This window comes from Tsukamurella asaccharolytica (assembly GCF_007858435.1).
Classification (GTDB): domain Bacteria; phylum Actinomycetota; class Actinomycetes; order Mycobacteriales; family Mycobacteriaceae; genus Tsukamurella; species Tsukamurella asaccharolytica.
Genome location: NZ_VIGW01000003.1, coordinates 117,717 through 139,609, shown reverse-complemented (window position 1 = coordinate 139,609; position 21,893 = coordinate 117,717). Strand labels below are relative to the sequence as shown.

At 70.1% G+C, this 21,893-nt stretch carries 24 protein-coding genes and 1 tRNA gene; 15 read left to right on the top strand and 10 right to left on the bottom strand.

Annotated elements, in window-relative coordinates; genetic code table 11:
- Positions 1–7 precede the first annotated feature (7 nt).
- On the top strand, positions 8–1,240 hold the full coding sequence (locus FK529_RS07115) for a phthiocerol/phthiodiolone dimycocerosyl transferase family protein (protein ID WP_146560290.1): 1,233 nt from the start codon (positions 8–10) through the stop codon (positions 1,238–1,240).
- An 8-nt stretch (positions 1,241–1,248) separates the two neighbouring features.
- On the opposite strand, the gene FK529_RS07110 is transcribed toward FK529_RS07115, so the two are convergent.
- Positions 1,249–2,079, bottom strand: coding sequence for a class I SAM-dependent methyltransferase (locus FK529_RS07110; RefSeq protein ID WP_146560289.1), 831 nt, complete (start codon positions 2,077–2,079; stop codon positions 1,249–1,251).
- Between the two features lie 133 nt (positions 2,080–2,212).
- On the opposite strand from FK529_RS07110, the gene FK529_RS07105 reads away from it, so the two are divergent.
- The 4 genes from FK529_RS07105 to FK529_RS07090 all read left to right on the top strand — a co-directional run bounded on the left by FK529_RS07105 (position 2,213) and on the right by FK529_RS07090 (position 5,843).
- Complete coding sequence (locus tag FK529_RS07105; RefSeq protein ID WP_231702972.1) at positions 2,213–2,854, top strand: flavodoxin family protein; 642 nt, start codon at positions 2,213–2,215, stop codon at positions 2,852–2,854.
- 1 nt (position 2,855) lies between these two features.
- Positions 2,856–3,356: a DUF2505 domain-containing protein gene (locus FK529_RS07100; RefSeq protein ID WP_146560287.1), complete on the top strand. Its 501-nt coding sequence runs from the start codon at positions 2,856–2,858 to the stop codon at positions 3,354–3,356.
- Entirely contained in the window at positions 3,349–4,056 is a 708-nt protein-coding gene (locus FK529_RS07095) for a nitroreductase family protein (RefSeq protein ID WP_146560286.1), read from the top strand. Before FK529_RS07100 ends, FK529_RS07095 begins: the two co-directional genes overlap by 8 nt.
- A 185-nt stretch (positions 4,057–4,241) precedes the next feature.
- On the top strand, positions 4,242–5,843 hold the full coding sequence (locus FK529_RS07090; protein ID WP_146560285.1) for a hypothetical protein: 1,602 nt from the start codon (positions 4,242–4,244) through the stop codon (positions 5,841–5,843).
- Positions 5,844–5,851: 8 nt separating this feature from the next.
- Here FK529_RS07090 and FK529_RS07085 read toward each other — a convergent pair whose 3' ends face one another.
- Positions 5,852–6,640: an SDR family NAD(P)-dependent oxidoreductase gene (locus FK529_RS07085; RefSeq protein ID WP_146560284.1), complete on the bottom strand. Its 789-nt coding sequence runs from the start codon at positions 6,638–6,640 to the stop codon at positions 5,852–5,854.
- A gap of 44 nt (positions 6,641–6,684) precedes the next feature.
- Between FK529_RS07085 and FK529_RS07080 the strand changes: the two genes are divergently transcribed.
- Positions 6,685–8,178, top strand: coding sequence for a flavin-containing monooxygenase (locus FK529_RS07080; RefSeq protein ID WP_231702971.1), 1,494 nt, complete (start codon positions 6,685–6,687; stop codon positions 8,176–8,178).
- Between the two features lie 3 nt (positions 8,179–8,181).
- Here the strand turns inward: FK529_RS07080 and FK529_RS07075 are convergent, their stop codons facing one another.
- Positions 8,182–9,648 carry an SDR family NAD(P)-dependent oxidoreductase gene (locus tag FK529_RS07075; protein WP_146560283.1) on the bottom strand — a complete coding sequence of 489 codons (1,467 nt, stop codon included), beginning with the start codon at positions 9,646–9,648 and terminating at the stop codon, positions 8,182–8,184.
- Between the two features lie 15 nt (positions 9,649–9,663).
- Positions 9,664–10,395, bottom strand: a complete 732-nt coding sequence (locus FK529_RS07070; RefSeq protein WP_146560282.1) for a hypothetical protein — start codon at positions 10,393–10,395, stop codon at positions 9,664–9,666.
- Between the two features lie 113 nt (positions 10,396–10,508).
- On the opposite strand from FK529_RS07070, the gene FK529_RS07065 reads away from it, so the two are divergent.
- Positions 10,509–11,033, top strand: coding sequence for a gluconokinase (locus FK529_RS07065; protein ID WP_146560281.1), 525 nt, complete (start codon positions 10,509–10,511; stop codon positions 11,031–11,033).
- Between the two features lie 103 nt (positions 11,034–11,136).
- Here the strand turns inward: FK529_RS07065 and FK529_RS07060 are convergent, their stop codons facing one another.
- Positions 11,137–12,126 (bottom strand): DUF4185 domain-containing protein, encoded by a 990-nt coding sequence (locus tag FK529_RS07060; RefSeq protein WP_146560280.1) that lies wholly within the window; start codon positions 12,124–12,126, stop codon positions 11,137–11,139.
- 134 nt (positions 12,127–12,260) lie between these two features.
- Here FK529_RS07060 and FK529_RS07055 point away from each other — a divergent pair, with 134 nt between their 5' ends.
- A complete protein-coding gene (locus tag FK529_RS07055; protein ID WP_146560279.1) occupies positions 12,261–12,506 on the top strand; it encodes a hypothetical protein in 246 nt (81 codons plus the stop codon).
- Positions 12,507–12,546: 40 nt separating this feature from the next.
- Here the strand turns inward: FK529_RS07055 and FK529_RS07050 are convergent.
- Positions 12,547–12,632: transfer RNA gene (locus FK529_RS07050), tRNA-Leu, on the bottom strand.
- A gap of 103 nt (positions 12,633–12,735) precedes the next feature.
- Between FK529_RS07050 and FK529_RS07045 the strand changes: the two genes are divergently transcribed.
- The gene (locus FK529_RS07045) at positions 12,736–14,076 is read left to right on the top strand and encodes a M20/M25/M40 family metallo-hydrolase (protein ID WP_146560278.1); all 1,341 of its coding nucleotides are present in this window, start codon (positions 12,736–12,738) and stop codon (positions 14,074–14,076) included.
- 36 nt (positions 14,077–14,112) lie between these two features.
- Positions 14,113–14,649 carry a YbhB/YbcL family Raf kinase inhibitor-like protein gene (locus FK529_RS07040; protein ID WP_146560277.1) on the top strand — a complete coding sequence of 179 codons (537 nt, stop codon included), beginning with the start codon at positions 14,113–14,115 and terminating at the stop codon, positions 14,647–14,649.
- Positions 14,650–14,709: 60 nt separating this feature from the next.
- On the opposite strand, the gene FK529_RS07035 is transcribed toward FK529_RS07040, so the two are convergent.
- Genes FK529_RS07035 through FK529_RS07025 form a run of 3 tightly spaced genes read right to left on the bottom strand, consistent with a single transcriptional unit; the run spans position 14,710 to position 17,079 of the window.
- Positions 14,710–15,783, bottom strand: coding sequence for a quinone-dependent dihydroorotate dehydrogenase (locus FK529_RS07035; RefSeq protein ID WP_146560643.1), 1,074 nt, complete (start codon positions 15,781–15,783; stop codon positions 14,710–14,712).
- Between the two features lie 26 nt (positions 15,784–15,809).
- On the bottom strand, positions 15,810–16,049 hold the full coding sequence (locus FK529_RS07030; RefSeq protein WP_068525595.1) for a DUF5703 family protein: 240 nt from the start codon (positions 16,047–16,049) through the stop codon (positions 15,810–15,812).
- A gap of 10 nt (positions 16,050–16,059) precedes the next feature.
- The gene (locus FK529_RS07025; RefSeq protein ID WP_146560276.1) at positions 16,060–17,079 is read right to left on the bottom strand and encodes a YncE family protein; all 1,020 of its coding nucleotides are present in this window, start codon (positions 17,077–17,079) and stop codon (positions 16,060–16,062) included.
- Positions 17,080–17,141: 62 nt separating this feature from the next.
- Here FK529_RS07025 and FK529_RS07020 point away from each other — a divergent pair, with 62 nt between their 5' ends.
- On the top strand, positions 17,142–17,987 hold the full coding sequence (locus FK529_RS07020; RefSeq protein WP_146560275.1) for an undecaprenyl-diphosphate phosphatase: 846 nt from the start codon (positions 17,142–17,144) through the stop codon (positions 17,985–17,987).
- Here the strand turns inward: FK529_RS07020 and FK529_RS07015 are convergent.
- Positions 17,974–18,837, bottom strand: coding sequence for a LysR family transcriptional regulator (locus FK529_RS07015; protein ID WP_146560274.1), 864 nt, complete (start codon positions 18,835–18,837; stop codon positions 17,974–17,976). The two genes, FK529_RS07020 and FK529_RS07015, sit on opposite strands and share 14 nt — an antisense overlap.
- 70 nt (positions 18,838–18,907) lie before the next feature.
- Between FK529_RS07015 and dapA the strand changes: the two genes are divergently transcribed.
- From dapA to FK529_RS06995, 4 genes are all read left to right on the top strand, one after another.
- Positions 18,908–19,804 (top strand): 4-hydroxy-tetrahydrodipicolinate synthase, encoded by an 897-nt coding sequence (gene dapA, locus FK529_RS07010; RefSeq protein WP_146560273.1) that lies wholly within the window; start codon positions 18,908–18,910, stop codon positions 19,802–19,804.
- A 62-nt stretch (positions 19,805–19,866) separates the two neighbouring features.
- Entirely contained in the window at positions 19,867–20,526 is a 660-nt protein-coding gene (locus tag FK529_RS07005) for an MSMEG_4193 family putative phosphomutase (RefSeq protein ID WP_146560272.1), read from the top strand.
- Positions 20,523–21,104, top strand: a complete 582-nt coding sequence (locus tag FK529_RS07000) for a DUF3090 domain-containing protein (protein WP_146560271.1) — start codon at positions 20,523–20,525, stop codon at positions 21,102–21,104. The genes FK529_RS07005 and FK529_RS07000 overlap by 4 nt, the downstream gene beginning before the upstream one ends.
- The gene (locus FK529_RS06995) at positions 21,105–21,881 is read left to right on the top strand and encodes an SCO1664 family protein (RefSeq protein ID WP_231702970.1); all 777 of its coding nucleotides are present in this window, start codon (positions 21,105–21,107) and stop codon (positions 21,879–21,881) included.
- The last annotated feature ends 12 nt before the right edge of the window (positions 21,882–21,893 follow it).

The window sequence follows — 21,893 nt, the reverse complement described above, 5'->3', positions numbered from 1 at the left end:
GGCAGAGATGTTCGATTCCTCGGTCCTTCGCCCCCTGGCGGAGAGCGAGACGATGTTCGCCGAGACCCACAACTTCGTCGGGCTCGGTGCCCGCCTGCGCGGACCCGTCGACGTCGACGCCCTCAGCGAGGCCTTCGAGACCCTCCTTGAGGTGCACCCGGTTCTGGCCTCCCGCATCGAGCCGGACGGTGACGGCGGGTTCCGGATCGTCGCGGACGATCTCCTGCATCCGGGTATCGTCGTGGCCGACGCGGGCACGGTCGGTGCGGAGCCCCGGTTCGATCAGGGTGAGGCGCTGGTGCACCTGCACCTGGTCACCGACGGCGACGAATCCGCCGCCACGTTGTACGTCCATCACGCTCTCGCCGACGGCCATCATCAGTTCGCCCTGATCGAGGAGCTCTTCGGCTTCTACACCGACCTGGTGACCACCGGTGAGATCCGTCCGGGGCCACCGCAACCCGCCGCGGAACCGTTGGAGCACGTACTCGCGGAACGGGGAATCGCGCGCCTGCCCCGGTCCGGCATGGAACGGTTCGTCCCCGCGATGTTCGCCTACGACCTACCGCCGTCGCGGCGTGCGGTCACCGCGGAACCACCCGCCAGCCCGATCCGGGTACCGATGGTGCAGCACACGCTCGGCGCCGACGACACTCGCCGGCTGCTCACGCTATCCCGAGAGAACCGCGTCAGCATCAATGGAATCGTCGCGGCCGCTGTTCTTCTCGCGGAGTGGAGGCTCAGGGGCGCAACCGCCGTCCCGATCCCGTACGTCTATCCGGTCGACCTGCGGTACGTGCTCTCGCCGGCGGTGTCTGCCACAGGGTGCACCAATCCTGTCGGGGTGGCCACCTACCTCGCCGAGATCACCGCGGACACGAATCTGTTGGAGCTCGGCCGCGACATCGCGGATACCTTCCGCAGTGATCTCGCGGACGGGGTGATCCAGCAGTCGCTGCTGCACTTCCGGCCGGCGTACGTCGGCAACCCGCCGGGCCTGCCCGATGTTGTGATGCTGACCGACAACGGGATCATCCCGCCGGTGCGAACCCCTCCGGGGGTGGAACTCACCGCGGTGCACGGCGAACTGTACTTCCAGGTGGCTTCCGGAATCGAGATGTACACCAGCAAGATCTTCGACGGCCGGTTGCAGATCGAGTACCACACCCACGACCCCGTGGCTCGGTCGGCGATCGATGCGATCGCCGAACACCTTTCCGCTCTCGCCGGTGGCAGATGAGGACGGGATCAGTCGGACGGACCGAAACCGTAGCGGTGGTATTGAAGCGCACGGTGGACGGCGGGCACCAGACGGCCGACGCCTGCCACAGTGGAGAACAAGCGGGAGTTGCGGTCGAAGGTCTCCGCGTCGAAGAAGGTGCGCTGATCGAGCAGTCGCACGCCGGCGACCCGCTCCAGCACGTCGGCGGGGGATTCCACCCCCCAGTACAGCGTGGATCCGGTGGTGCGGTTGAGCTTGTGCATCCGCTGCGTGCGGATCGCCAGCCGGCTGTAGAAGTCGATCTGGATCTCGCCCGAGGAGAAGTGGTCCACGACTGCGCGAAGCAGGTCGAGTCCCTCGCTCTCCGTGAGGTACATGCTGATGCCCTCGGCGAGCAGCAGAGTGGGACGATCATTCGGGATCTGTTGCAGCCACGAGGGATCCGTCGCCGAGCTCGCCAACAACCGGTACCCGTCGCGCGCAGGGTAGACCTGGCGGCGCAGGTCGATGACCCCGGGGAAGTCGACGTCGAACCACCGCACCTCCGGACCCGGCGCCAGGCGGAACACGCGACTGTCGAGCCCGCAGCCGAGGTGGACGACGGTGGCGTCCGGGTGCTGCTCGAGGAAGTCGCGCGCCCACCGGTCGAACAACGCGGTCCGCACCGTGACGAGTGGCGCCCAGCGTTCGCTCACTCCGAGCGAGGCCCAGTCGTATTCGATGTTAGATACTGCATCGGAGGCGAATCTGTCGCCCAGGACAGGACTCTCGAACTCAGCGTCGAGAGCTTTGAGATAGAGCGTGGTGAGCATGGTCTGCGCTGCCCCGCTAAGGTCGACTGTGGCCTTGTCGGTCATAGGGAGAAGGTACGTCATGGCCGTTGACAATGCACCTCGGTTCGCCGGGATTCGACAAATCCAACAGTCTGTCCCGGACGCGGGAGGGAGTGCCGTGCCATCCGGCCCGGAACCCCAGCGTCGGCTCCGGGTCTTGCTCCTCTCGTACAGCTTCACGGGTCAGGCTGCTCTGCTGGTGAACACCGCCGGTGACGAACTCGCCGGGCGCGGCTGGGAGGTGGTGCGGGCGAGCATCGAACTCACCGACCCGCGCTACGCCGGGCGTTTCGGGCGCTTCCCGCTCCGCCGGGTGTGGCCGGACATGCTCAGCGTGCTGCCGGCCCAAGCCCGCGGGGCGGTCGGCGAGATCTCCGTCTCCGCGGAGGCGTTCGATGGTCCGTACGACCTCGTCTGCATCGGGTCTCCCACGTGGTGGGGCCGCGCCAGTCTCCCCGTCCGGTCGTTCCTGAGCTCGCCCGACGGGCGCCGCGTCCTCGCCGGACGGCGATTCGCGGTGTTCGTCGCGTGCCGGGACAGGTGGCGCGGCAACGCGGACGAGGTCCGTCGGCTCGGAGAGTGGCAGGGCGGACGGTACGCGGGCGAGATGCATGCGACCTACCCCGGCAATCAGCTCGCGTCCATGATCGCGCTGACCGGTTATCTCGGGACCGGGCAGCAGCGGGAGCGATACCTCGGGATGACGGTTCCGCCGACCAACGTGCAACCGGAGCACCTGGAGGCGGCGCGCGCATTCGCGGCGTCGCTCGCGGTCACGGCCCCAACCGAGGGCCGGTGACATGGTGCGAAAGTTCGAGGCGACGGTGTCGTCGCCGGCGGGCGTACGACAGGTGATGTCCGCGTTCGGATCTCCCGACTACTGGCTCGCCCGGTTCGAGCGCTTCGGCGGGGGTCTGGAACTGACGACCTTGGAGACGGACCCCCGTGGCGCAGTCACCGTCGAAACCCTGCAGGATGTCCGGCGCGAGGCCATGCACCCTCTGGTGGCCAAGTTGTACCCGCGGGAGCTGCGGGCGATCGCACGGGAGCACTGGGTTCCGGTGGACGGCGGTGCCGACGGCACGATCGATGTCCGGGTGCACGGCGCACCAGGGGAGGGCACCTCGCGCGCCACGCTCCGGCCGACGGAGAGCGGCTCCGAGCTGCGGATGGAGGGCCACGTCCGGATCCGTGTTCCGGTGCTCGGCGGCCCGATCGAAGGGGTGGTCGCGGGTGCGCTGCGCACCCACATTCCCGATCTGCAGCGGTTCACCGACGAATGGATCCGTACTCATGTCTGAACGTATTCCGTCTACCGAGACCGCGCTGGGCCGCCTGGACATGCCGTTGGTGGAGGCGATGACCACCCAGCGAGCGATCCGGCGTGTGCTGCCCGATCCGGTGGACGACGCACTCGTCCTGCAGTGCATCGAGCTCGCTCAGCGTGCACCGACCGGGCAGAACGGGCAGCAGTGGGAGTTTCTGGTGGTCCGGGATCCCAGTGTCAAGGCGGCCCTCGGCAGGCGGTACCGCCAGGCGTGGAGCCTGTACTGGCGCACGGTCTATCGACGCGTCGCGGCGCGTGACGACGCGAAGGCGCGGATGGCCAAGGCGGTGCAGTGGCAGGTCGACCACTTCACCGAGATTCCGGTGTTGGTGGTCGCCTGCCTTCGGCTCGGCGTGAAGGAGGGGCGCGTTGCCATGGTGCGCATGCCGCACGTCGCCGAGAGCGGCTACTGGGGGTCGATCTATCCGGGGGTGCAGAACCTGTTGCTCGCCGCGCGCGCGATGGGCCTCGGAGCCTCGCTCATCACCATGCCGCTGTGGAACCTCGGCGCGGCGCGGCGGATCCTGGGACTTCCGATCGACGTGACGCCCGTGTGCATCGTTCCCCTGGGGTGGCCGAAGGGACGCTACGGCCCATCGAGCCGCATCCCGGTCGGCGAGGTCACTCACCTTGACCAGTATGGGCGCAGGTACTGGGTGCAGGCCGAACCGTGAGCGTCCGCGCCGGCAGCGCGAATCCCCGCGTCTTTCTGAGGTTTCCGGTACCTGGATTGTCGGTTTCGCGAGACGCTAGAGGATCCCGCCGAGCCACGGTATAGTCCGCGCCAAGGGCGTTTGCGATTCCAAACCACGGAGGTCTTATCGTGCGATCAACCAGGGCTACGGCCGCGTCATTCGCCGTGGCGACAGCCGCTGCGACCGGCGTTCTCACCGCTACCGCACCCGCGCAGGTCGCCATGGCGGGATCGGTGGTCAACATCCCGGCGAATATCATCCAGGGGCTGGCGAACATTCCGGCGTCGCACATCGCTGGAGTCGATAAGACCTCGGATGCCTTGGAACTCGGCGGCAATTGGTGGCTCTACACGCCGGGCAATGTGCTCGGGTACGACCAGGCGGACGTCGCGAAGATCGACGGACTGATGGCGCTGTTGGTGCCGTTCCCGGCGGTCGCGCAGGCGCTTGCGGATCCGATCAACGTGACCTTCCAGGCCAACTTCCCGATGACGGAGAGTTGCACCGGCGCGCCCGCCCCGTGCGCGGACCCGACCTACTGGACCGCCTACTTCAAGGTGATGCCGTGGAAGCTGATCCAGGGTGTCACCTACGGCACCGTGCTCAACACCGTCGACCCGTCGATCGAGATGCCGTGGTCCAATTCCACCCAGCGGATCAACCTGTTCGGTGTCCCGCAGGCCGTCTGGGAGAGCCTGACCAAGGATCCCGAGGGGTTCAAGGCGGTGCCGTCCCTGGAGCAGGCGGTCAACGCGTATCTGCGCCTCGTCACGGCGACCTTCAACTCGCTCAACCCGGTCGTCGAAGGGACGTACTGCCTGCCCTGTCAGGCCCTGGGCGTGAAGGGTGCGCCGGGTTCTCTGTCGCGGATCCCGCTGTTCGGAAACTGGTACACAGTGACGGACTTCGGCCAGGAATTCACCGATGACAACTGGGTCGGACGCCCGGAGGGGGTGCCCCTCGCCCCCGATGTCGACGCGCTCTCGCTGTGGAGCCCGGAGGGGCAGGCGCGCCTCTGGAAGGACATCGACGCCACGTACCAGCGGTTGCTCGCCGGTGACAACAGTGACCTCGAGAAGGCGTGGGGGTCGTTCGAGAAGGTCTTCAGCGGCTTCGGCGCGCTCGTCCCCGAACCGGGCGACCTCGGTGGCACGATCAACGCGATCACCGGGGATTTCACCACGTTCATCGACAGCATCACGTCGACCGTGACCCTGCCGTCCTCGGGTGCCTCCGGCGGCGCGCCGCAGAGGACCTCCGCCGGCGCCGCGGCGTTCGACGGTCCGGAGTACTCGTCCGAGGGTGACGGCTACCAGCTGTCCCGCGCCGCGAGCGAGTCGACGGTCGCCGGCACGGACACGTCGCCCGCGCCGTCGTATTCGGGTAAGCATCGTGCCCCTGATCCGGCCGCGACTCCGTCCACGCCGAATGCATCGCAGCCCGAGGTGGCGGAGTCGACGAGCGTCGCGCCGATCATCGCGCAGACGCCGGTATCGGTCGGCGATTCGCCGGCCGGAACGGCCGACGCCGGTTCGGGTTCGGGCGCCGGCGGCTCCGGTGAGGCAGCCGACGGCGGCGAGTCGACCCCGGGGCCCAGCGGGTCGAGCGATTCGGGTTCGCAGCCCTCCGCCACGTCCGGATCCTCGTCGAACACCGCGGGTTCCACCCCGTCGTCGAGCGGATCGGGATCGGATGCCTCGCCGTCCACCTCGGTCGACAACGGTGCCTCCGACGGTGACGATGCGGACGGTGCTGCATCGAGCTAGTCCGCAGTTCAACGCTTTCCGCGTTGTCCCTCACTGACCGCCGTCATCATCGCCGCGGAGCCGGTGTACCGGGCGAGGGCCGCTGAAGCATGGGGGGCGACGGCGCCGAATGCCGTGACGGCGCGCATCGACCACGGCGCCACCACGACCTCCCCCAGGTTTCGCTCGACTGCACGGACGGTGGCCCGAGCGACCTGGGCGGCGGTGCGGGTCGTGATTCGCGGCACGCGCACGCCGGCGTCCGCGAACATACCGGCATCGCGAACGGGTCCGGGAAGCACCGACGAGACGCCGACGCCGTCGGGGCGGAGATCCTCCCGGAGCGCGAGAGCGAAACCGCGGAGCCCGAACTTGGTGGCGTTGTAGAGCGCCATCCGGCCCGAGGCGGACCGACCCGCCAGCGAGGAGAGGAACACGACATGGCCGCTGCCGCGTTCGCGCATTGCATCGGAAGCCAACCGCGCCAGCATGATCGGCGCCCTCAGATTGACGTCGATGGCACGATCGATCTCTTCGGACGTGTACTCCCACACCACACCGGAAGCCGGCAGACCGGCTCCGGCGATCACGACATCCACCGGGCCGGCGGCGGCGAGCAGAGACGCGGGGCCATCGGGGTGGCTGAGATCCGCGGGCACGACCGTGCCGCCGACCCGCGATGCCAGCTGCTCCAGCGCGTCGGCCCGGCGACCGCTGAGCACCAGATCGGCGCCGCGCGAAGCGAATGCGGTGGCCAGCGCCGGCCCGAGCCCGCCGCTCGCTCCCGTGATCAGAACTCGTGCAGACCTCAGCTCCATGCTGTGCAGAGTACCCCCGCGGGAGTGCCGGGAGGTGCGACAAGGTGAGCAGCGCATCGTCGCAGACGTACGACATCGTCATCGTGGGAGCCGGATTCGGCGGCATCGGGGCTGCGGTCGCGCTGAAGGAGTTGGGCTACGAGAACCTCTTGATCGTCGATCGGGAGGACGGGCTCGGCGGTACATGGCACGTCAACCGGTATCCGGGGCTCACGGTGGACGTGCCGTCCACGACCTTCTCCTACTGGTTCGAGCCGAACCCCGACTGGTCGGGGCTGTACGCGCGGGGCCCTGAGCTCAAGGCCTACGCGGAACGCGTCGCCGAGAAGTATGACGTGCGCCGGCACATGCGATTCTCCACGGAGGTCGCGGGGGCCCGCTGGGACGAGGACGAGAATTGCTGGCGGGTGACCTTCACCGCCGGCGAGTCCGTGAAGACCCGGTTTCTGGTGTGCGCGACCGGGTTCCTGTCACAGCCGGCGAAGCCGGACATCCCGGGGATTGATTCCTTCGAAGGAACCGTGGTGCACACTGCACGCTGGGATCCGAATCATTCGTTCGTGGGTGAACGCGCAGCCGTGATCGGCACGGGATCCACCGCGGTGCAGGTCATCCCGGAACTGGCTCGGGCCGTCGCAGAGCTCACGGTGTACCAGCGCACCCCGATCTGGGTGATGCCCAAGCTGGACGTCCGTTTCCCGGCCGGCCTGCGGCGCCTGTTCGCCCGGTATCCGTGGACACAGCGGGCGATCCGGTTCGCGACGGACTCCTTCATGGAGTTCCTGATGGTCGTCGCGATGTGGCGGTACCGTTGGTTCCGTCGACTCAATTCCACAGCTGCACAAGCGGCATGGGTGCACCGCTTCCTCTCCGTGCGCGACCGCGGGCTCCGTTCCGCGCTCACGCCGGCCTACGACTACGGGTGCAAGCGGCCGACGGTGTCCAACGGGTACTACCGCGCGTTGGGACAGCAGCACGTGCACCTCGACACCGCGGGCATCGTCCGGATCGAGCCGGACGCGGTGGTCAGCGCGGACGGGGTGCGCCGTCCGATCGACACCCTCGTCCTCGCGACCGGCTTCGACGTGTGGAAAACGAATCTGCCCGCGTTGGAGGTGATCGGCAGGGACGGCAAGGATCTCGGGAAGTGGTGGCGCGATACCCGCTTCCAGGCCTACGAGGGTGTCAGCGCGCCGGGATTCCCGAACTTCCTCACCCTGGCCAGTCCGTACTCATGGGTCGGACTTTCCTGGTTCAACACCGTCGAGTACCAGATGCGGCACATCCGCCGTCTGTTCGGGGAGCTGAGCCGTCGTGATGCGCGCAGCTTCGAGGTCACGGAGGCGGCGAACAACCGGTTCCTGGCGCGGATGGAGGAGCTCCTGGAGGACTCGGTGTTCCGCCTGGGTGACTGCGTGTCATCGAACTCCTACTGGATCAACGGGCGCGGAGAGGCCCCGCTGTTCCGCCCGACGACGGTGCGCGACGCGGTGCGCACCCAGGACCGGTTCCCCCTGAGCGACTACGACTTCAGGTGATCGTCACCACGGCGACGGCCGGTAGTCCTTGAGGAAGCAGCCGTACAGGTCCACCCCGTTCTCACCCTGGACGATCGGATCATAGACGCGGGCGGCACCGTCGACCAGATCGAGCGGGGCACGGAAGCCCTCCTCGGCCAGGCGCATCTTGGTGTGGTGCGGCCGCTCGTCGGTGATCCATCCTGTGTCGACGGCGGTCATGAGGATGCCGTCCTGCTCCAGCATCTCCGCGCTGGAGGTGCGGGTGAGCATGTTCAGCGCCGCCTTCGCCATGTTGGTGTGCGGGTGGCCGGGGCCCTTGTAGCCGCGGCCGAACTGGCCCTCCATGGCGGACACGTTCACGACGTACTTGCGGCGCGCGGGCGAGGCGGCCAGCGCGGGCCGGAGCTTCGAAATGAGGATGAACGGCGCCACGGAGTTGCACAGCTGCACCTCGAGCAGTTCGAGCGGCTGCACCTCCTCGACGGTCTGCACCCAGGAGTTCGTGTGCACGAGGTCGGGGAGCAGGCCGCCGGCGTCGATGGCGGTGCCGTCCTCGATCCGCGCGGCGGACGACGAGCCGCCCCGCAGAGCGAGTGCGGTGAGCGAGGCCGGGTCGAGCGCCGAGAGGTCGCCGGAGACGTCGCCGGTGTGCCCGTCCAGGGCCTCGGTGAGGGCGGCGGGATGCGCGGAGCTGGCGCGGCCGAAGCGGATGATCCGGCCCGCCAGCTCGGGCGGGACGTCGCCCGACTCTGCGTCGACGAGCGCCGAGTACGCGCCGGGGGAGCGGCGCACCGTCTGCGCGGCATTGTTGATGATGATGTCCAGCGGCCCCCGGGCGGCGACGGCGTCGGCCATGGCGCTCACTTGCGACGGGTCGCGCAGGTCGATGCCCACGATGTGCAGGCGATCGAGCCACTCGGCGCTGTCGGCGAGCTCGGCGAAGCGGCGGGCGGCGTCGGTCGGGAACCGGGTGGTGATCGTCAGGTCGGCGCCGTCGCGCAGCAGCCGCAGGGCGATGTACATCCCGATCTTGGCGCGGCCGCCGGTGAGCAGCGCGCGCCGGCCGGTGAGGTCGGTCGTCGCATCGCGCTTGGCGTGGCTGAAGGCGGCGCACTCGGGGCAGAGCTGGTGGTAGAAGGCGTCGATCCGGGTGTAGGGCTGCTTGCAGATGTAGCAGCTCTGGGGGCGCAGCAATTCTCCTGCGCTGTCGCCGACGGTGGGGGTGGTCAGCAGGATCCCGGCCGTCTCGTCGTCGATGCGCTCCGCGTTGCCGGTGGCGGTGCGCTCGAGCACGTCGCGGTCGGCGGCCTTGACCTTCGCCCGGGCGGACTTACGGCGCTCGCGCTTGAGCAGCTTGAACATGTGCCCGACGGCGCGCTGCACCTCGACGGACTGCGGATCTCCGTCGTCGAGCCGCGCGGCGGTCTCGAGCACGCGGTGGAACGCGGCGAGGTCTTCCGCGGAGATCGGGTCGGTGGGTTCGGGCATGGGGACGATTGTCCCTCATCCCCCGAGCGGCACCGTCGCCTCGTGCGCCGTGAGGTCGACCACGACGGCATCCTCGGACCAGCGGAGGTCGGTGATCGTCAGCGCGTCGACGGCCGGCGGCACGATCCGCGCCCGCAGGGCGGTGATCCACGAGTTGATCGCCCACGCGATCGGGATCGGCACCGGCACGACGCTGACCGGCATGGACAGGTCCGTGGCGCGGAGCGCAATCCGTCCGTCCCGTAGCGACACGGCCACCACCACCCGTACGTCGACGCCGAGGCCGAACGCGACGGGCAGCCCCACGGTGACCGCCACAGAGCGGCGGTGCGGGAGCAGCGTGAGGGTACGGACCACGATCGCCGCGTCGCCGGGCTTCTCGCGGGCAGACTCCACCAGGTGCCGCATCCAGGACAGCCGCAGCTCGGCGGTGGCGGTGAGGGAGCCGACGGTGACGGCGTCGCGTCCGGGCACTACGTCCGTCGCGGCGGCGGTGAGTACCAGGACCCGCGGGTCGTTAGCGGCGTGGCGGGTTTCGAGGTGCAGCGCCGGTATCCGGCGGTGGCGCGCCAGCGGGACCAGGGCGAGGCGCGGCCCGAAGGCCACCGTCGGTGCGGCGCCGAGAAGGTCGGCGACGGAGCGGACGATTTCCGATCGCACCCGGGCTCGGGCCCATGTCTCGGCGGCGAGCAGGGCGAGCGCCACGAGGAGGACGATCGCGAACGCGGCCGCGACGGACATCGGCATCCGGTCTCCCTCCCTCGTGCGCGTCAAGTATGCGACGTCCGCCGACCGGAGCGTCGGTAGCGGGGTGCGCGCTCGCGCCGCGCATGTCCGAGCGCTCGTGGTCTACTCGACCGATGCCGACGATCCAGATCTGCGTCATGGGAGTCTCCGGCTCGGGGAAGTCGACGATAGGAGCCGAACTGGCCTCCCGCCTGGGCCGGAGCTTCGCCGACGGCGACGACTTCCACAGCGAGGCGAACCGCGCCACGATGGCCGCGGGACAGCAGCTGACCGACGAGGACCGGTGGCCGTGGCTCGCCGCGATCGGCGCTTACCTGCGCGAGGAAATGATCGCTGGACGCTCGACCGTGGTGGCGTGCTCGGCGCTCAAACGGGTGTACCGGGACCGGATCCGCGCCGCGGGCGCCAGCGTCTACTTCGTCTTCCTGAACGGCGACGAGGAGCTGCTGCGGGCGCGCATGCAGCGCCGCTCCGGACACTTCATGAAGGCCGGGATGCTCGAATCGCAGCTCAGCATCCTCGAACCCCTGGGGGACGACGAGTTCGGCGTGACCGTCGACGTCACCGATGACGTCGCGCAGATCGTCACCGCGGCTCTCGCCGCCTTCGCCGAGGCCGAGGTCCCGGGCATCGCCTGAAGCTCAGCCCTCCTCGGCGACAGGGCAGTGGGTGCGGCTGTAGATCGTGGGCATCCACAGGTTGCAGTGCGCGCAACGATCCGGCTCGTCGGGGGGGTAAGCGTCACGGGCGCTGGAGCGCGCCCTCGAACATCATCGACTTGTACGGGTGGCCCACGGCGGTGTTCCACTGCGAGACGACCAGCCGCGCGGACTCCATCGTCGACCCCGGGACGAGGTAGCCGCCGTAGAGCTGGGCGACCCGGCCCGCCGCGTGATCCTCGTCCTCCCAGGACGAGCCCTGCAGCAGGGTCACGGCATCGGACCACTCCCCGTCGATCCGGTCGGCGAAGCGCGCGGCGATCCGGTACCCGGCCGCGTCGAAGTACGTCAGCACCCACGTGCCCTCGACGATCGACAGGCTCAGTTCGCCGTAGCCCTGCCCCAGCGCCAGATCGGTCGGCGGGTTACCCCAGGCCCAGCCCGTGTCCGGCTGCCAGCCCCAGGTCTCCCACTCGACGTTGATGCCGTCCCGGAGGGTGCCGAGGGTCGCGGTCGGCATGCGGTGCAGCCGCAGCCCCTTGTCGCGGGTGAGGCCGCCCGTGGAGACGTTGTAGGTGTAGCCGTCGGGTGCGGGGCACAGCGCCCACATGCACCAGGCGCCGTCCGCGTGCCCGGCGTTGTACTGCGCCACCTCCCGCCAGGTCGCGGCACCGTCGTCACTGCGCCACAGGCCGGTCTGGACGACGGTGTCGAGGCTCTGCATCGTCATGGTGTGCAGGTACAGCGCGCCGTCGACGCGGATGCAGGTCGTCGGCAGGATCGTCGTGTGCGAGACGGTGCTGCGCGGATAGTCGAGCAATTTTCGGGCGCGGCGCGGGTCCGGTCCTGCCGGGCGGCTCACGACGCCGTTCTGGTCGCCGAAGAGGCCGACGGGGGAGCGCATCTCGCCGGCCCCGACGCTCAGTCCCTCGAAAGTATCGCCGAAGACGTAGAGGACTTCGTCGTCCACGCGACACGCGATGCCCAGATCGGTACCGCCGACACCGAACCGGGTGACGGGGGTGATGTCGCGGAGCTTCCGGAATCGGGCTGGTTCGATCGAGTGCGGCACACCGACAGACTGCCAGACCTCGCGCCGTCGTGCTCCGCTCCCGCTGCGGGGACAGGTTCGGCATTACTGTTCCAAATGTCCGGTCCACCGCGGAATCCGTCGCGGTCGCGCTCGAACGGGCGCACCATCGAGGTATGGACACATTCACCGGGCGGGAACTCTACGACGCCTTTCACGCGGACTTCGACGCCGTCACCGATCGTGACGCGCGGATCTTCGATGCCGAGGGGCGGCTGGTGGCCGCGGGGCGGCTCTCGGGACTTCGTTTCGACGACTCGGACGGAACAGAGAAGGTGGAGTACAGCTTCCTGTCGTTGCACGACGACGTGCTGTGGGAGCCCACGCACCGGATCGTGCTCGCGCCGCAGCCGGTCCAGTAGAAAGACGAGAACCCCGACCGGGGCCGGGGTTCTCGTGTTGTGCGCGGAGGGGGACTTGAACCCCCACGTCCATTAGTAGGACACTAGCACCTCAAGCTAGCGCGTCTGCCATTCCGCCACCCGCGCTGGGAAGCTCGTTCACAGTAATCCACGCGCACCCGCGAAGCCAAATCGGCACGTCGGGGCACTCGCGCATCCGATGAGGCGACCGGCGGTCCGTGGTACTGATATGGGTGTGGCTACTGCAGTGAACGCGCTCGACGAGGTCGTCGAGACCGTGAGCGCCCTCATCCGATTCGACACCTCCAACACCGGGGAGCTCGAGACCACCAAGGGGGAGGCCGAGTGCGCCCGGTGGGTGCAGGCCCGCCTCGAGGAGGTCGGCTACGAGACGGTCTACGTCGAGTCCGGGCAGCCCGGCCGGGGCAACGTCTTCGCCACCCTCCCGGGCGCGAACCCCAAGCGGGGCACGTTGCTCGTGCACGGCCACCTCGACGTAGTGCCCGCCGAGCCCGCCGACTGGAGCGTGCACCCCTTCTCCGGTGCCGTCGAGAACGGCTACGTCTGGGGTCGCGGCGCGGTCGACATGAAGGACATGTGCGGCATCATGCTGGCCCTCGCGCGGCAGTTGAAGTCGTCGGGCACCGTCCCGCCCCGCGACATCATGTTCGCCTTCCTGGCCGATGAGGAGGCCGGTGGCACGTGGGGATCGCACTGGCTCGTGCAGCACCGCCCGGAACTCTTCGCGGGCGTCACCGAGGCGGTGGGCGAGGTCGGCGGCTTCTCGCTGACCGTCGACACCCCGTCGGGCAACAAGAAGCGCCTGTACCTGGTGGAGACCGCCGAGAAGAGCATGTGCTGGATGCGGCTGACGGCGAAGGCGCGGGCCGGGCACGGCTCGTTCGTGCACGAGGACAACGCGGTCACGCTCCTCGCGGAGGCCGTCGCGCGACTCGGCCGCCACACGTTCCCGCTCGTCCTCAGCGACAGTGTGATCGAGTTCCTCCGTGCCCTGGACCGGGAATCGACCATCGACATCGACCTGGACGGTCCCGACCTCGAAGGCCAACTCGCGAAGATCGGTGGACTGGCCCGTATCGTCGGCGCGACGCTCCGCGACACCGCCAACCCCACCATGCTCAAGGCCGGCTACAAGGCCAACGTGATCCCGCAGACCGCCGAGGCCGTGATCGACTGCCGCGTCCTGCCCGGCCGGCAGGCCGCGTTCGAGAAGGAGCTCGACGAGATCCTGGGGCCCGACATCGAGCGGGAGTGGATCACCAAACTGGACTCCTACGAGACCGGTTTCGACGGTGCCCTCGTCGATGCGATGAATGACGCGATCCTCGCGTTCGACGCCGACGGCCGCACCGTGCCGTACATGCTGTCGGGCGGGACCGACGCGAAGGCCTTCGCCAAGCTCGGGATCCGCTGCTTCGGGTTCGCCCCCCTGCAACTGCCCGAGGAGCTGGACTTCGCGGCGCTGTTCCACGGCGTCGACGAGCGGGTCCCCGTCGACGCGCTGAAGTTCGGCACGCAGGTCTTCGAGCACTTCCTGATGAACTCCTAGAACCACAGAGAATCGCGCAACACGAAAGGATTCGAGATGACCGTTCCGTTCGATCCGTATGCGGGGCTGCCGGCCCTGCCCGCACTCACCGTCACCTCCGAGAGCATCGTCGACGGTGCCGAGCTCCCTGTCGCGCACCGCAGCGGGATCATGGGCGCCGGCGGCGAGGACGTCTCGCCCCAGCTGTCCTGGACCGGCGCCCCCGCGGGCACTAAGTCCTACGCGGTGACCTGCTACGACCCCGACGCCCCCACGGCCTCCGGGTTCTGGCACTGGGCGGTCGCGAACATCCCCGCCTCGGTCACCTCGCTCGCCGCGGGGGCGGGCGACGGTGCGCCCGGCTCGCTGCCGGAGGGCGCCCTGACGCTCAACAACGACGCGAGCCTGCCGCGGTACGTCGGCGCGGCGCCGCCCGCCGGGCACGGCCCGCACCGGTACATCTTCGTGGTGCATGCGCTCGGCGTGGAGAAGCTGGATCTGCCGGCCACCGCGACGCCCGCGTACCTGGGCTTCAACCTCTTCGGAGCCGCGATCGCGCGCGGCTCCATCACCGCCACGTACGCGCAGGTCTGATCGACCTGCGAAGGCCGCGCCCGGAACTCCGGGCGCGGCCTTCGTCGTACGGTCCGGGCCTCAGCGGTCGACGCCCACGGCGTCCGCGATCGACGCGAAGCCGTCGGCGCGCAGCCGCGCCGCGAGCTCCTTGTGCACGGAACGGGTCCACGTCGGCCCGCCGTAGATGAACTGGGTGTACACCTGCACCAGCGACGCGCCCGCGCGGATGCGCTCGTAGACGTCGTCGACGGTCTCGATACCGCCCACGGAGATCAGCACCAGGTCGTCGCCGACGCGGGCGGCGAGGCGACGCAGCACCTGCAGCGAGCGCGCCCGGACGGGGCGCCCGGACAGGCCGCCCGCGCCGATGGCTTCGACCTCGGCGTCCGGCGTGGACAGGCCTGCGCGGCTGATCGTGGTGTTGGTCGCGACGATGCCGGCGAGGCCCAGCTCCACCGCCAGGTCGGCGACGGCGTCGATGTCCTCGTCGGCGAGGTCCGGGGCGATCTTCACCAGCACCGGGACCGTCACGGTGTCGAGGACCGCCTGCAGGAGCGGACGCAGCGACTCGGTCGCCTGCAGGTCGCGCAGCCCGGGGGTGTTGGGCGACGAGACGTTGACGACGATGAAATCGGCGAGGGGACCGAGCAGCATGGCGCTGACCCGGTAGTCGTCGGCGGCGCCCTCGAGCGGGGTGACCTTCGTCTTGCCGATGTTGGCGCCGATCGGCACCGCGGTGGGGCCGGCGTCGCGTTTGCGCAGCTCGTTGGCGGCGGCGCCGGCGCCGTAGTTGTTGAAGCCCATCCGGTTGATCAGGGCGTGGTCGGCGGGGAGCCGGAACAGGCGCGGCGCGGGATTGCCGGGCTGCGCGTGGGCGGTCACCGTACCGATCTCGGCGAAGCCGAAGCCCAGCGCGCCCCACCCGTTGGCCGCGCGCGCGTTCTTGTCGAAGCCGGCGGCCAGGCCGACGGGCGCGGGGAAGCGGACGCCGAAGACGGTCTGCTCGAGGATCGGATCGCGGACCGCGAGGCCCTGCCGAATACCGGCCCGGACCGGGGGGATGGCGGTCGTTCCCCGGATCAGGCCGAAGACGAGGTGGTGGATCCGCTCGGGGGAGACGAGGAACAGCACGTTCAGGAGCGACCGGTAGATCGCCTGAGATATCGCCGACATGGTGCTCACAACCCCTTCGTGGCGTCCGGCGGCAGCATGCCGGACGTTTTCGTGCGTTTGCGGCGGAGCAGGACCCGCCGCGAACCGTCGGTGTACAGCCGCACGCGGGACAGTTCCCACCCGCCGAACTCGGCCTCGATGGTCAGCCGCATCGCTGCGGTCACCCGGGAGACCTCCCGCGGCAATCGCAACGGCAGGAAATCGTACTCGTCCTCGTCGGGGGCGCTCCGCGTGCCGCTGGTCAATGTCCGTTCCCTATCGCGTCGGGATCGCCTGGATGCCGGCACCCGTCGCCGACTGCACGTAGAGGGTCCCGGTCTTCGCGTCCACCGCGATCGCGTTGGGCTGACGGACGGTGGGGTACAGCTTGCGCTGCTCCGGGATGCCGGTGTTCAGCGCATAGCCGACCACCTCGTTCGTCGCGGTGCGGGTCACCCACATCAGCTTGTCGGTCTCGTCGTAGCCGACCGCCCAGGGCGAGCCCTTCTCCGGGTACTGGAACTTCGCCATCAGCGGCGCGACGGTGTAGCCGATCACCTGGTTCTTGCCGGTGTCGACCGCGAACAGTCGACCGTACGGGTCGACGGCGGCGTTGGTGACGCCGCGGCCGACGCGCAGGCCCTTACCGAGCTTGCCACCCGCCACGTCGACCTCGGCGACCGACGACTGCAGCCGGTCGACCACGGCCACGTCGTCGCCGTGCACGAGGATCCGGCTCGCCTCGACGGGGCCGGTGATCGTCCTCGGTGCCGATGACTCCCCGAGCCCGATGATCCGCCCGTCGGACGTGCCGGCCAGCACGGAGATCCCGTCGGCGCCGTACGGCGCCGCGGTGAGGACGTCACCGTCGACGTCGAAGGTCGTGCGTCCGACCGTCACGGAGCCGTCGGCGCCGGCGTCCCGAGGGAGTACCACGACCTGTTTCCCGGCCGCGACGAGGAATCCGCCGTCGCGGTTCGGGACGACCTGGCTCGCGCGCGCGGAGAACGACGACCGGGCGACCTCCTTGAGTCCACCGTCGACCGAGTACAGCACCACTTCGGAGCCGGACAGCGCCGCGAGCCGTCGACCGACCGGGTCGAAGGCGAGGCCCTCGCCCGCGGCGGAGGGCACGACGGCACCGGCCGGGGAGGTGGCGGGCTCCGGCGCGACCGCCGGCTGAGCCGGGACGATCGTCGGGCGGTCCTCCCGTGCGGGCGTCGTGGAACAGGCGGTGAGGGCGACTGCTGCGACGACCGCGAGGGCGGCGGTCCGGGTGGCGAAGGTGCGGGTCATGATGCTTCGAAACTACCGCCCGGGCCCACTCCGGCTCCGGCCGGTAGCCTGCCCGGGTGGACATGACGTGGTTGCAGGCGATCGTGCTGGGCTTGGTGCAGGGGTTGACGGAGTTCCTCCCCGTCTCGTCCTCGGGGCACCTTCGGATCGTCTCGGAGCTCTGGTTCGGCGACGATGCGGGGGCCTCGTTCACCGCGGTCACCCAACTCGGCACCGAGCTGGCGGTGCTGATCTACTTCGCCAAGGACATCTATCGGATCGTCATCGCGTGGTTCCGGGGGCTGTTCGACCAGGCTCAGCGCGGCGTGGACTACCGCATCGGCTGGTATGTGATCATCGGCACCATCCCGATCGGCGTGCTGGGATACCTGTTTAAGGACGAGATCCGTACGGCCGCCCGCAACCTGTACCTGGTCGCGACCATGCTGATCGTCTTCTCGATCGTCATCTTCGCCGCGGAGTACGTGAGCTCCAAGGTCTACGCGAACCGGCAGCGCTCCCTGGAGCAGGTGACGGCGCGCGATGGCATCCTCATGGGCCTGGCGCAGTGCCTCGCCCTCATTCCCGGCGTCTCCCGCTCCGGCGCCACCTCGAGTGCCGGCCTGTTCCTGGGCCTCACGCGCGAGGCGGCTGTGCGCTTCTCCTTCCTGTTGGCGATCCCCGCGGTCACGGCGTCGGGCCTGTTCAGCCTTCCGGACGCGTTCGCGCCGGCGGGTGAGGGCCTGCACGCCTCGGGGCCGCAGCTGCTCGTGGCGACCGTGATCGCTTTCGTCGTGGGCTACGCGGCGATCGCCTGGCTGCTGAGCTTCGTGGCCAAGCATTCGCTCAATTGGTTCGTCGGCTACCGCATCGTGGTCGGCTTCCTGGTGCTCGGGCTGCTGTGGGGCGGGGTGATCAGCGCGACCTGAGTGCCGCCCGCGCCGCCCCGATGAGGGGGTCGTCGGCCGCGCCGCTCCGGTAGGCCAGCGCGGTGTGCCGCACCACGTCGAGTGGAGTGAGCAGCACGTTCTCTGGTAGGTCGACCGCGGCCAGGTCGGGGATCACGGCCACTCCCTGCCCGGCCTCCACGAGGGCAAGGACGGCGGCGAAGTCATCCGTGCGGTGCCGCACGCGCGGCGTGAAGCCGGCGTTCTCGCAGGTCCGCACCGTGGCGTCGTCGCACAGCGTGCCGATGGTGCCGGAGATCCAGCTCTCCTGCGCGCAGGCGGCGAGCGCGCGCGGCCGGTCGCGGCGGGTCGCGAGGTGGACGGCCTCGTCGAAGAGCGGTTCGGTGTCGAGCGCGGGCTCGTCCCGCTCCGGGAGGCAGTCGTAGCGCTGGATCAGCGCGACATCGAGCTGGCGTGAGCGCAGCTGCTCGGGCGCGGTCGCGGGGTCGATCTCGGTCACGCGTACGCGCAGGAGCGGATGGTCGCGCGAGAGCCGCAGGAGCGCCGGGGTGATCACGGTGCGCATGGCGGATCCGAAGGCCCCGATCCGCAGCTCCCCGGCGACCTCGGCGCCGAGGGCGTCGAGGTCGGCGCGGGCACGCTCGAGGCGTTCGAGCACCGCGTCGGCGTGGCCGACCAGGATCCGGCCCGCCTCGGTGAGGCGGACGCTGCGGCCGGTGCGTTCGAGCAGTGGCCGCCCGGCCTCCTTCTCGAGCGTCGCGAGCTGCTGCGACACGGCCGACGGCGTGTAATCGAGCGCCTGCGCGACGGCGGCGATCGTGCCCCGCAGCGAGAGCTCCCGCAGGAGGCGCAGGCGATGCACATCGAGCATAAGCGCAGCTTACGCTCGACATCGCATTCTCGCGCTGGACCTACCGCTCACCGTGCCGGAACCTGAGACCATGCAGCTCACCGGCCTCCACGTCCCGCTCGTCACGCCCTTCGCAGCCGACGGCACCGTCGACCTCGCCTCGCTCGAGCGCCTCGCGCACGAGAGCCTCGCCGACGGTGCCGACGGCCTCGTCGCGCTCGGCACCACCGGCGAACCCGCGACCCTGACGCCCGCCGAGCGGGCCGCGGTGACCGACCGGATCGGAGGCGTCTGCGCCGAGCACCGCGCCGTCTTCACGGTGGGCGCGGGCAGCAATGCGACCGCGGACACCGCGGCCGCGTTCGGGCGCATCGATTCGCGGGCCGATTTCGCCCTGGTCGTGGTGCCGTACTACACCCGGCCCTCCGAGGCGGGGGTGATCGAGCACTACCGCCGGGTCGTGGCCGCGAGCCCCGTGCCACTGATCGTCTACGACGTGCCCCAGCGCACGGGCCGCACGCTCTCGCTCGAGACGCTCCTCGAGCTCGCCGCGATCGACGGGGTGGGTGGGTTCAAGCACGCCGCGGGCGGCGTCACGGAGACGACGGTGCGGCTGCTCGCCGCACTCACCACGGCGAGTCCGGGCGCCGTCTCGGTCCTCGCTGGCGACGACCCCTTCGTCGGCGCGGTGCTGGCCCTGGGCGGGCACGGCGCGATCTCCGCCACCGCGAACGTCGCCGCAGGGGAGTTCGCCCGGCTGCTCGCGGCGTGGCGCGAGCACCGGATCGAGCAGGCCCGCGTCATCGGAGGCGCGCTCTGTGACCTCTCCGCCGCGCTGTTCGCCGAGCCCAATCCCACGGTGATCAAGGGCGTCCTCGCCGCTCAGGGGCGGATCGCCACGCCCGCGGTGCGGCTCCCGTTGCTCCCCGCCTCCGCCTCCGCCGTCGCCGCAGCCTCGGCGCTCGTGCCGTCCGTCGGGGCGGTGTAGCAGTTATGCCCTGAGCGATCAGCGAGCCGGTGCGGACGTCCCGCACGCATAGACTCGAGGACATGACCGTGATCCTGCTGCGCCACGGCCGCTCGACCGCGAACACCTCCGGGGTGCTCGCGGGCCGGGCCGAGGGTGTCGCGCTCGACGACGCCGGCCGCTCCCAGGCCGCCGACCTCGTCGGCCGCCTCGCCGGCGTCGACCTGGTGGCCGCCGTCCGCTCCCCGTTGCTGCGCTGCGAGCAGACCCTCGCGCCGCTCGCCGCAGCGCACGGCCTCACCCCCGAGGTCGACGATCGGCTCGTGGAGGTGGACTACGGATCCTGGACCGGCCGGGCGATCAAGGACCTGCTGCAGGAGCCGCTGTGGAAGGTCGTGCAGCAGCAGCCCTCGGCGGCGGTCTTCCCCGGCGGGGAGGGGCTCGCCGACGTCCAGGCCCGTGCGGTGGCAGCGGTGCGCGAGGCGGACCTGCGATTCACCGCACAGCACGGTCCCGGCGCCGTGTGGGTCGCCTGCAGCCACGGCGACGTCATCAAGGCCGTCGTCGCCGACGCGCTCGGCACGCACCTCGACCAGTTTCAGCGGTTGTTCGTGGCGCCGGCGTCGGTATCGGTCGTGACGTACGGCCCGGCGCGCCCGCTCGTGCAGTGCGTGAACTCCTCCGGCAGCGTCACGCTGCCCCACCACCCGGCCAAGGAGGCCACTGTGGGAGGCGAGGCATGAGCCGCTCCGTCCATGTTTTCCGCGCCCCCGACAGGTTCGTCGTGGGCACCGTCGGCCAACCCGGCGATCGCGCCTTCTACCTGCAGGCGGTGCACGAGTCGCGCATCATCTCCGTGCTCCTGGAGAAGCAGCAGGTCGAAGTGCTCGCCGAGCGCATCGCCGCCCTGCTCGACGAGGTGGCCCGTCGCTTCGGCACCGCGATGCCGGACGCCGACACGCCCGTCACCGACCTGCAGCCGCTCGTCATGCCCGTCGATGCGGAGTTCCGCGTGGGCACCATGGGCCTGGGCTGGGACTCCGAGGCGAAGGCGGTGGTCATCGAGCTGCTCGCGATCACCGAGCAGGAGCTCGACGAGTCGGTGGTGCTGGCCGACGACGCCGAGGAGGGGCCCGACGCGGTCCGCGTCTTCCTCACGCCCGTCGCGGCGCGGGAGTTCGCCAACCGTTCCGAGAAGGTCCTCGGCGCGGGTCGCCCGGCGTGCCCGCTGTGCGGGGAGCCCCTCGACGCCGACGGGCACATGTGCGTGCGTCTGAACGGCTATCGGCGCGGCGGCGCCTTCGGCTCCGAGGGCGAGTAGGTGGATGTCGCGGTGGACCTCGAGAGCGCCGATCTGACGATCCTCGGCCGGATCACCAGTGCCTCCAACGCCACCCTGCTCTGCGAGCTCGGCGAGACGGGGGAGCGGGCGGTCTACAAGCCCGTCCGCGGCGAGGTCCCGCTGTGGGACTTCCCCGACGGCACACTTGCGGGCCGCGAGGTCGCGTCGTACCGCGTCTCGGAGGCACTCGGTTGGGGTCTGATCCCCGAGACGGTGCTGCGCGACGGCCCGCTCGGCCCGGGGATGGTGCAGCGGTGGATCGACGAGCCGGATGAGAGCCCTGAGCTCGTGGACCTGTTCCCGCTCGACGGGGTGCCCGACGGCTACCTCACGGTCTTCACCGGCTACGTCGAGGACGCGGACGCGCCGGACGGCATCGCCGAGGTCGCGCTCGCGCACGCCGACGACCCGCGGCTGCGGCGCCTCGCGGTGCTCGACGTGCTCATCAACAACGCCGACCGCAAGGGCGGCCATGTGCTCACCGGCCCGGACGGCCGCGTCCGCGGCGTGGACCACGGCATCTGCCTGCATGCCGCGCCGAAACTCCGCACGGTGCTGTGGGGGTGGGCGGGTCGGCCCGTCGGCGACGAGCTGCTCGCCGACATCGAGTCCTTCCGCTCCGCGCCGCCGGACCTGGCCGGGCTCGTGACCGCCGAGGAGCAGGAGGCCCTCGTCGCGCGGGCCGCGATCCTCACCGAGCTCGGCGCGATGCCGCTGCCGACCCCGAGCCGGCCGATCCCGTGGCCGCCCTTCTGACCTCCCGCTGAA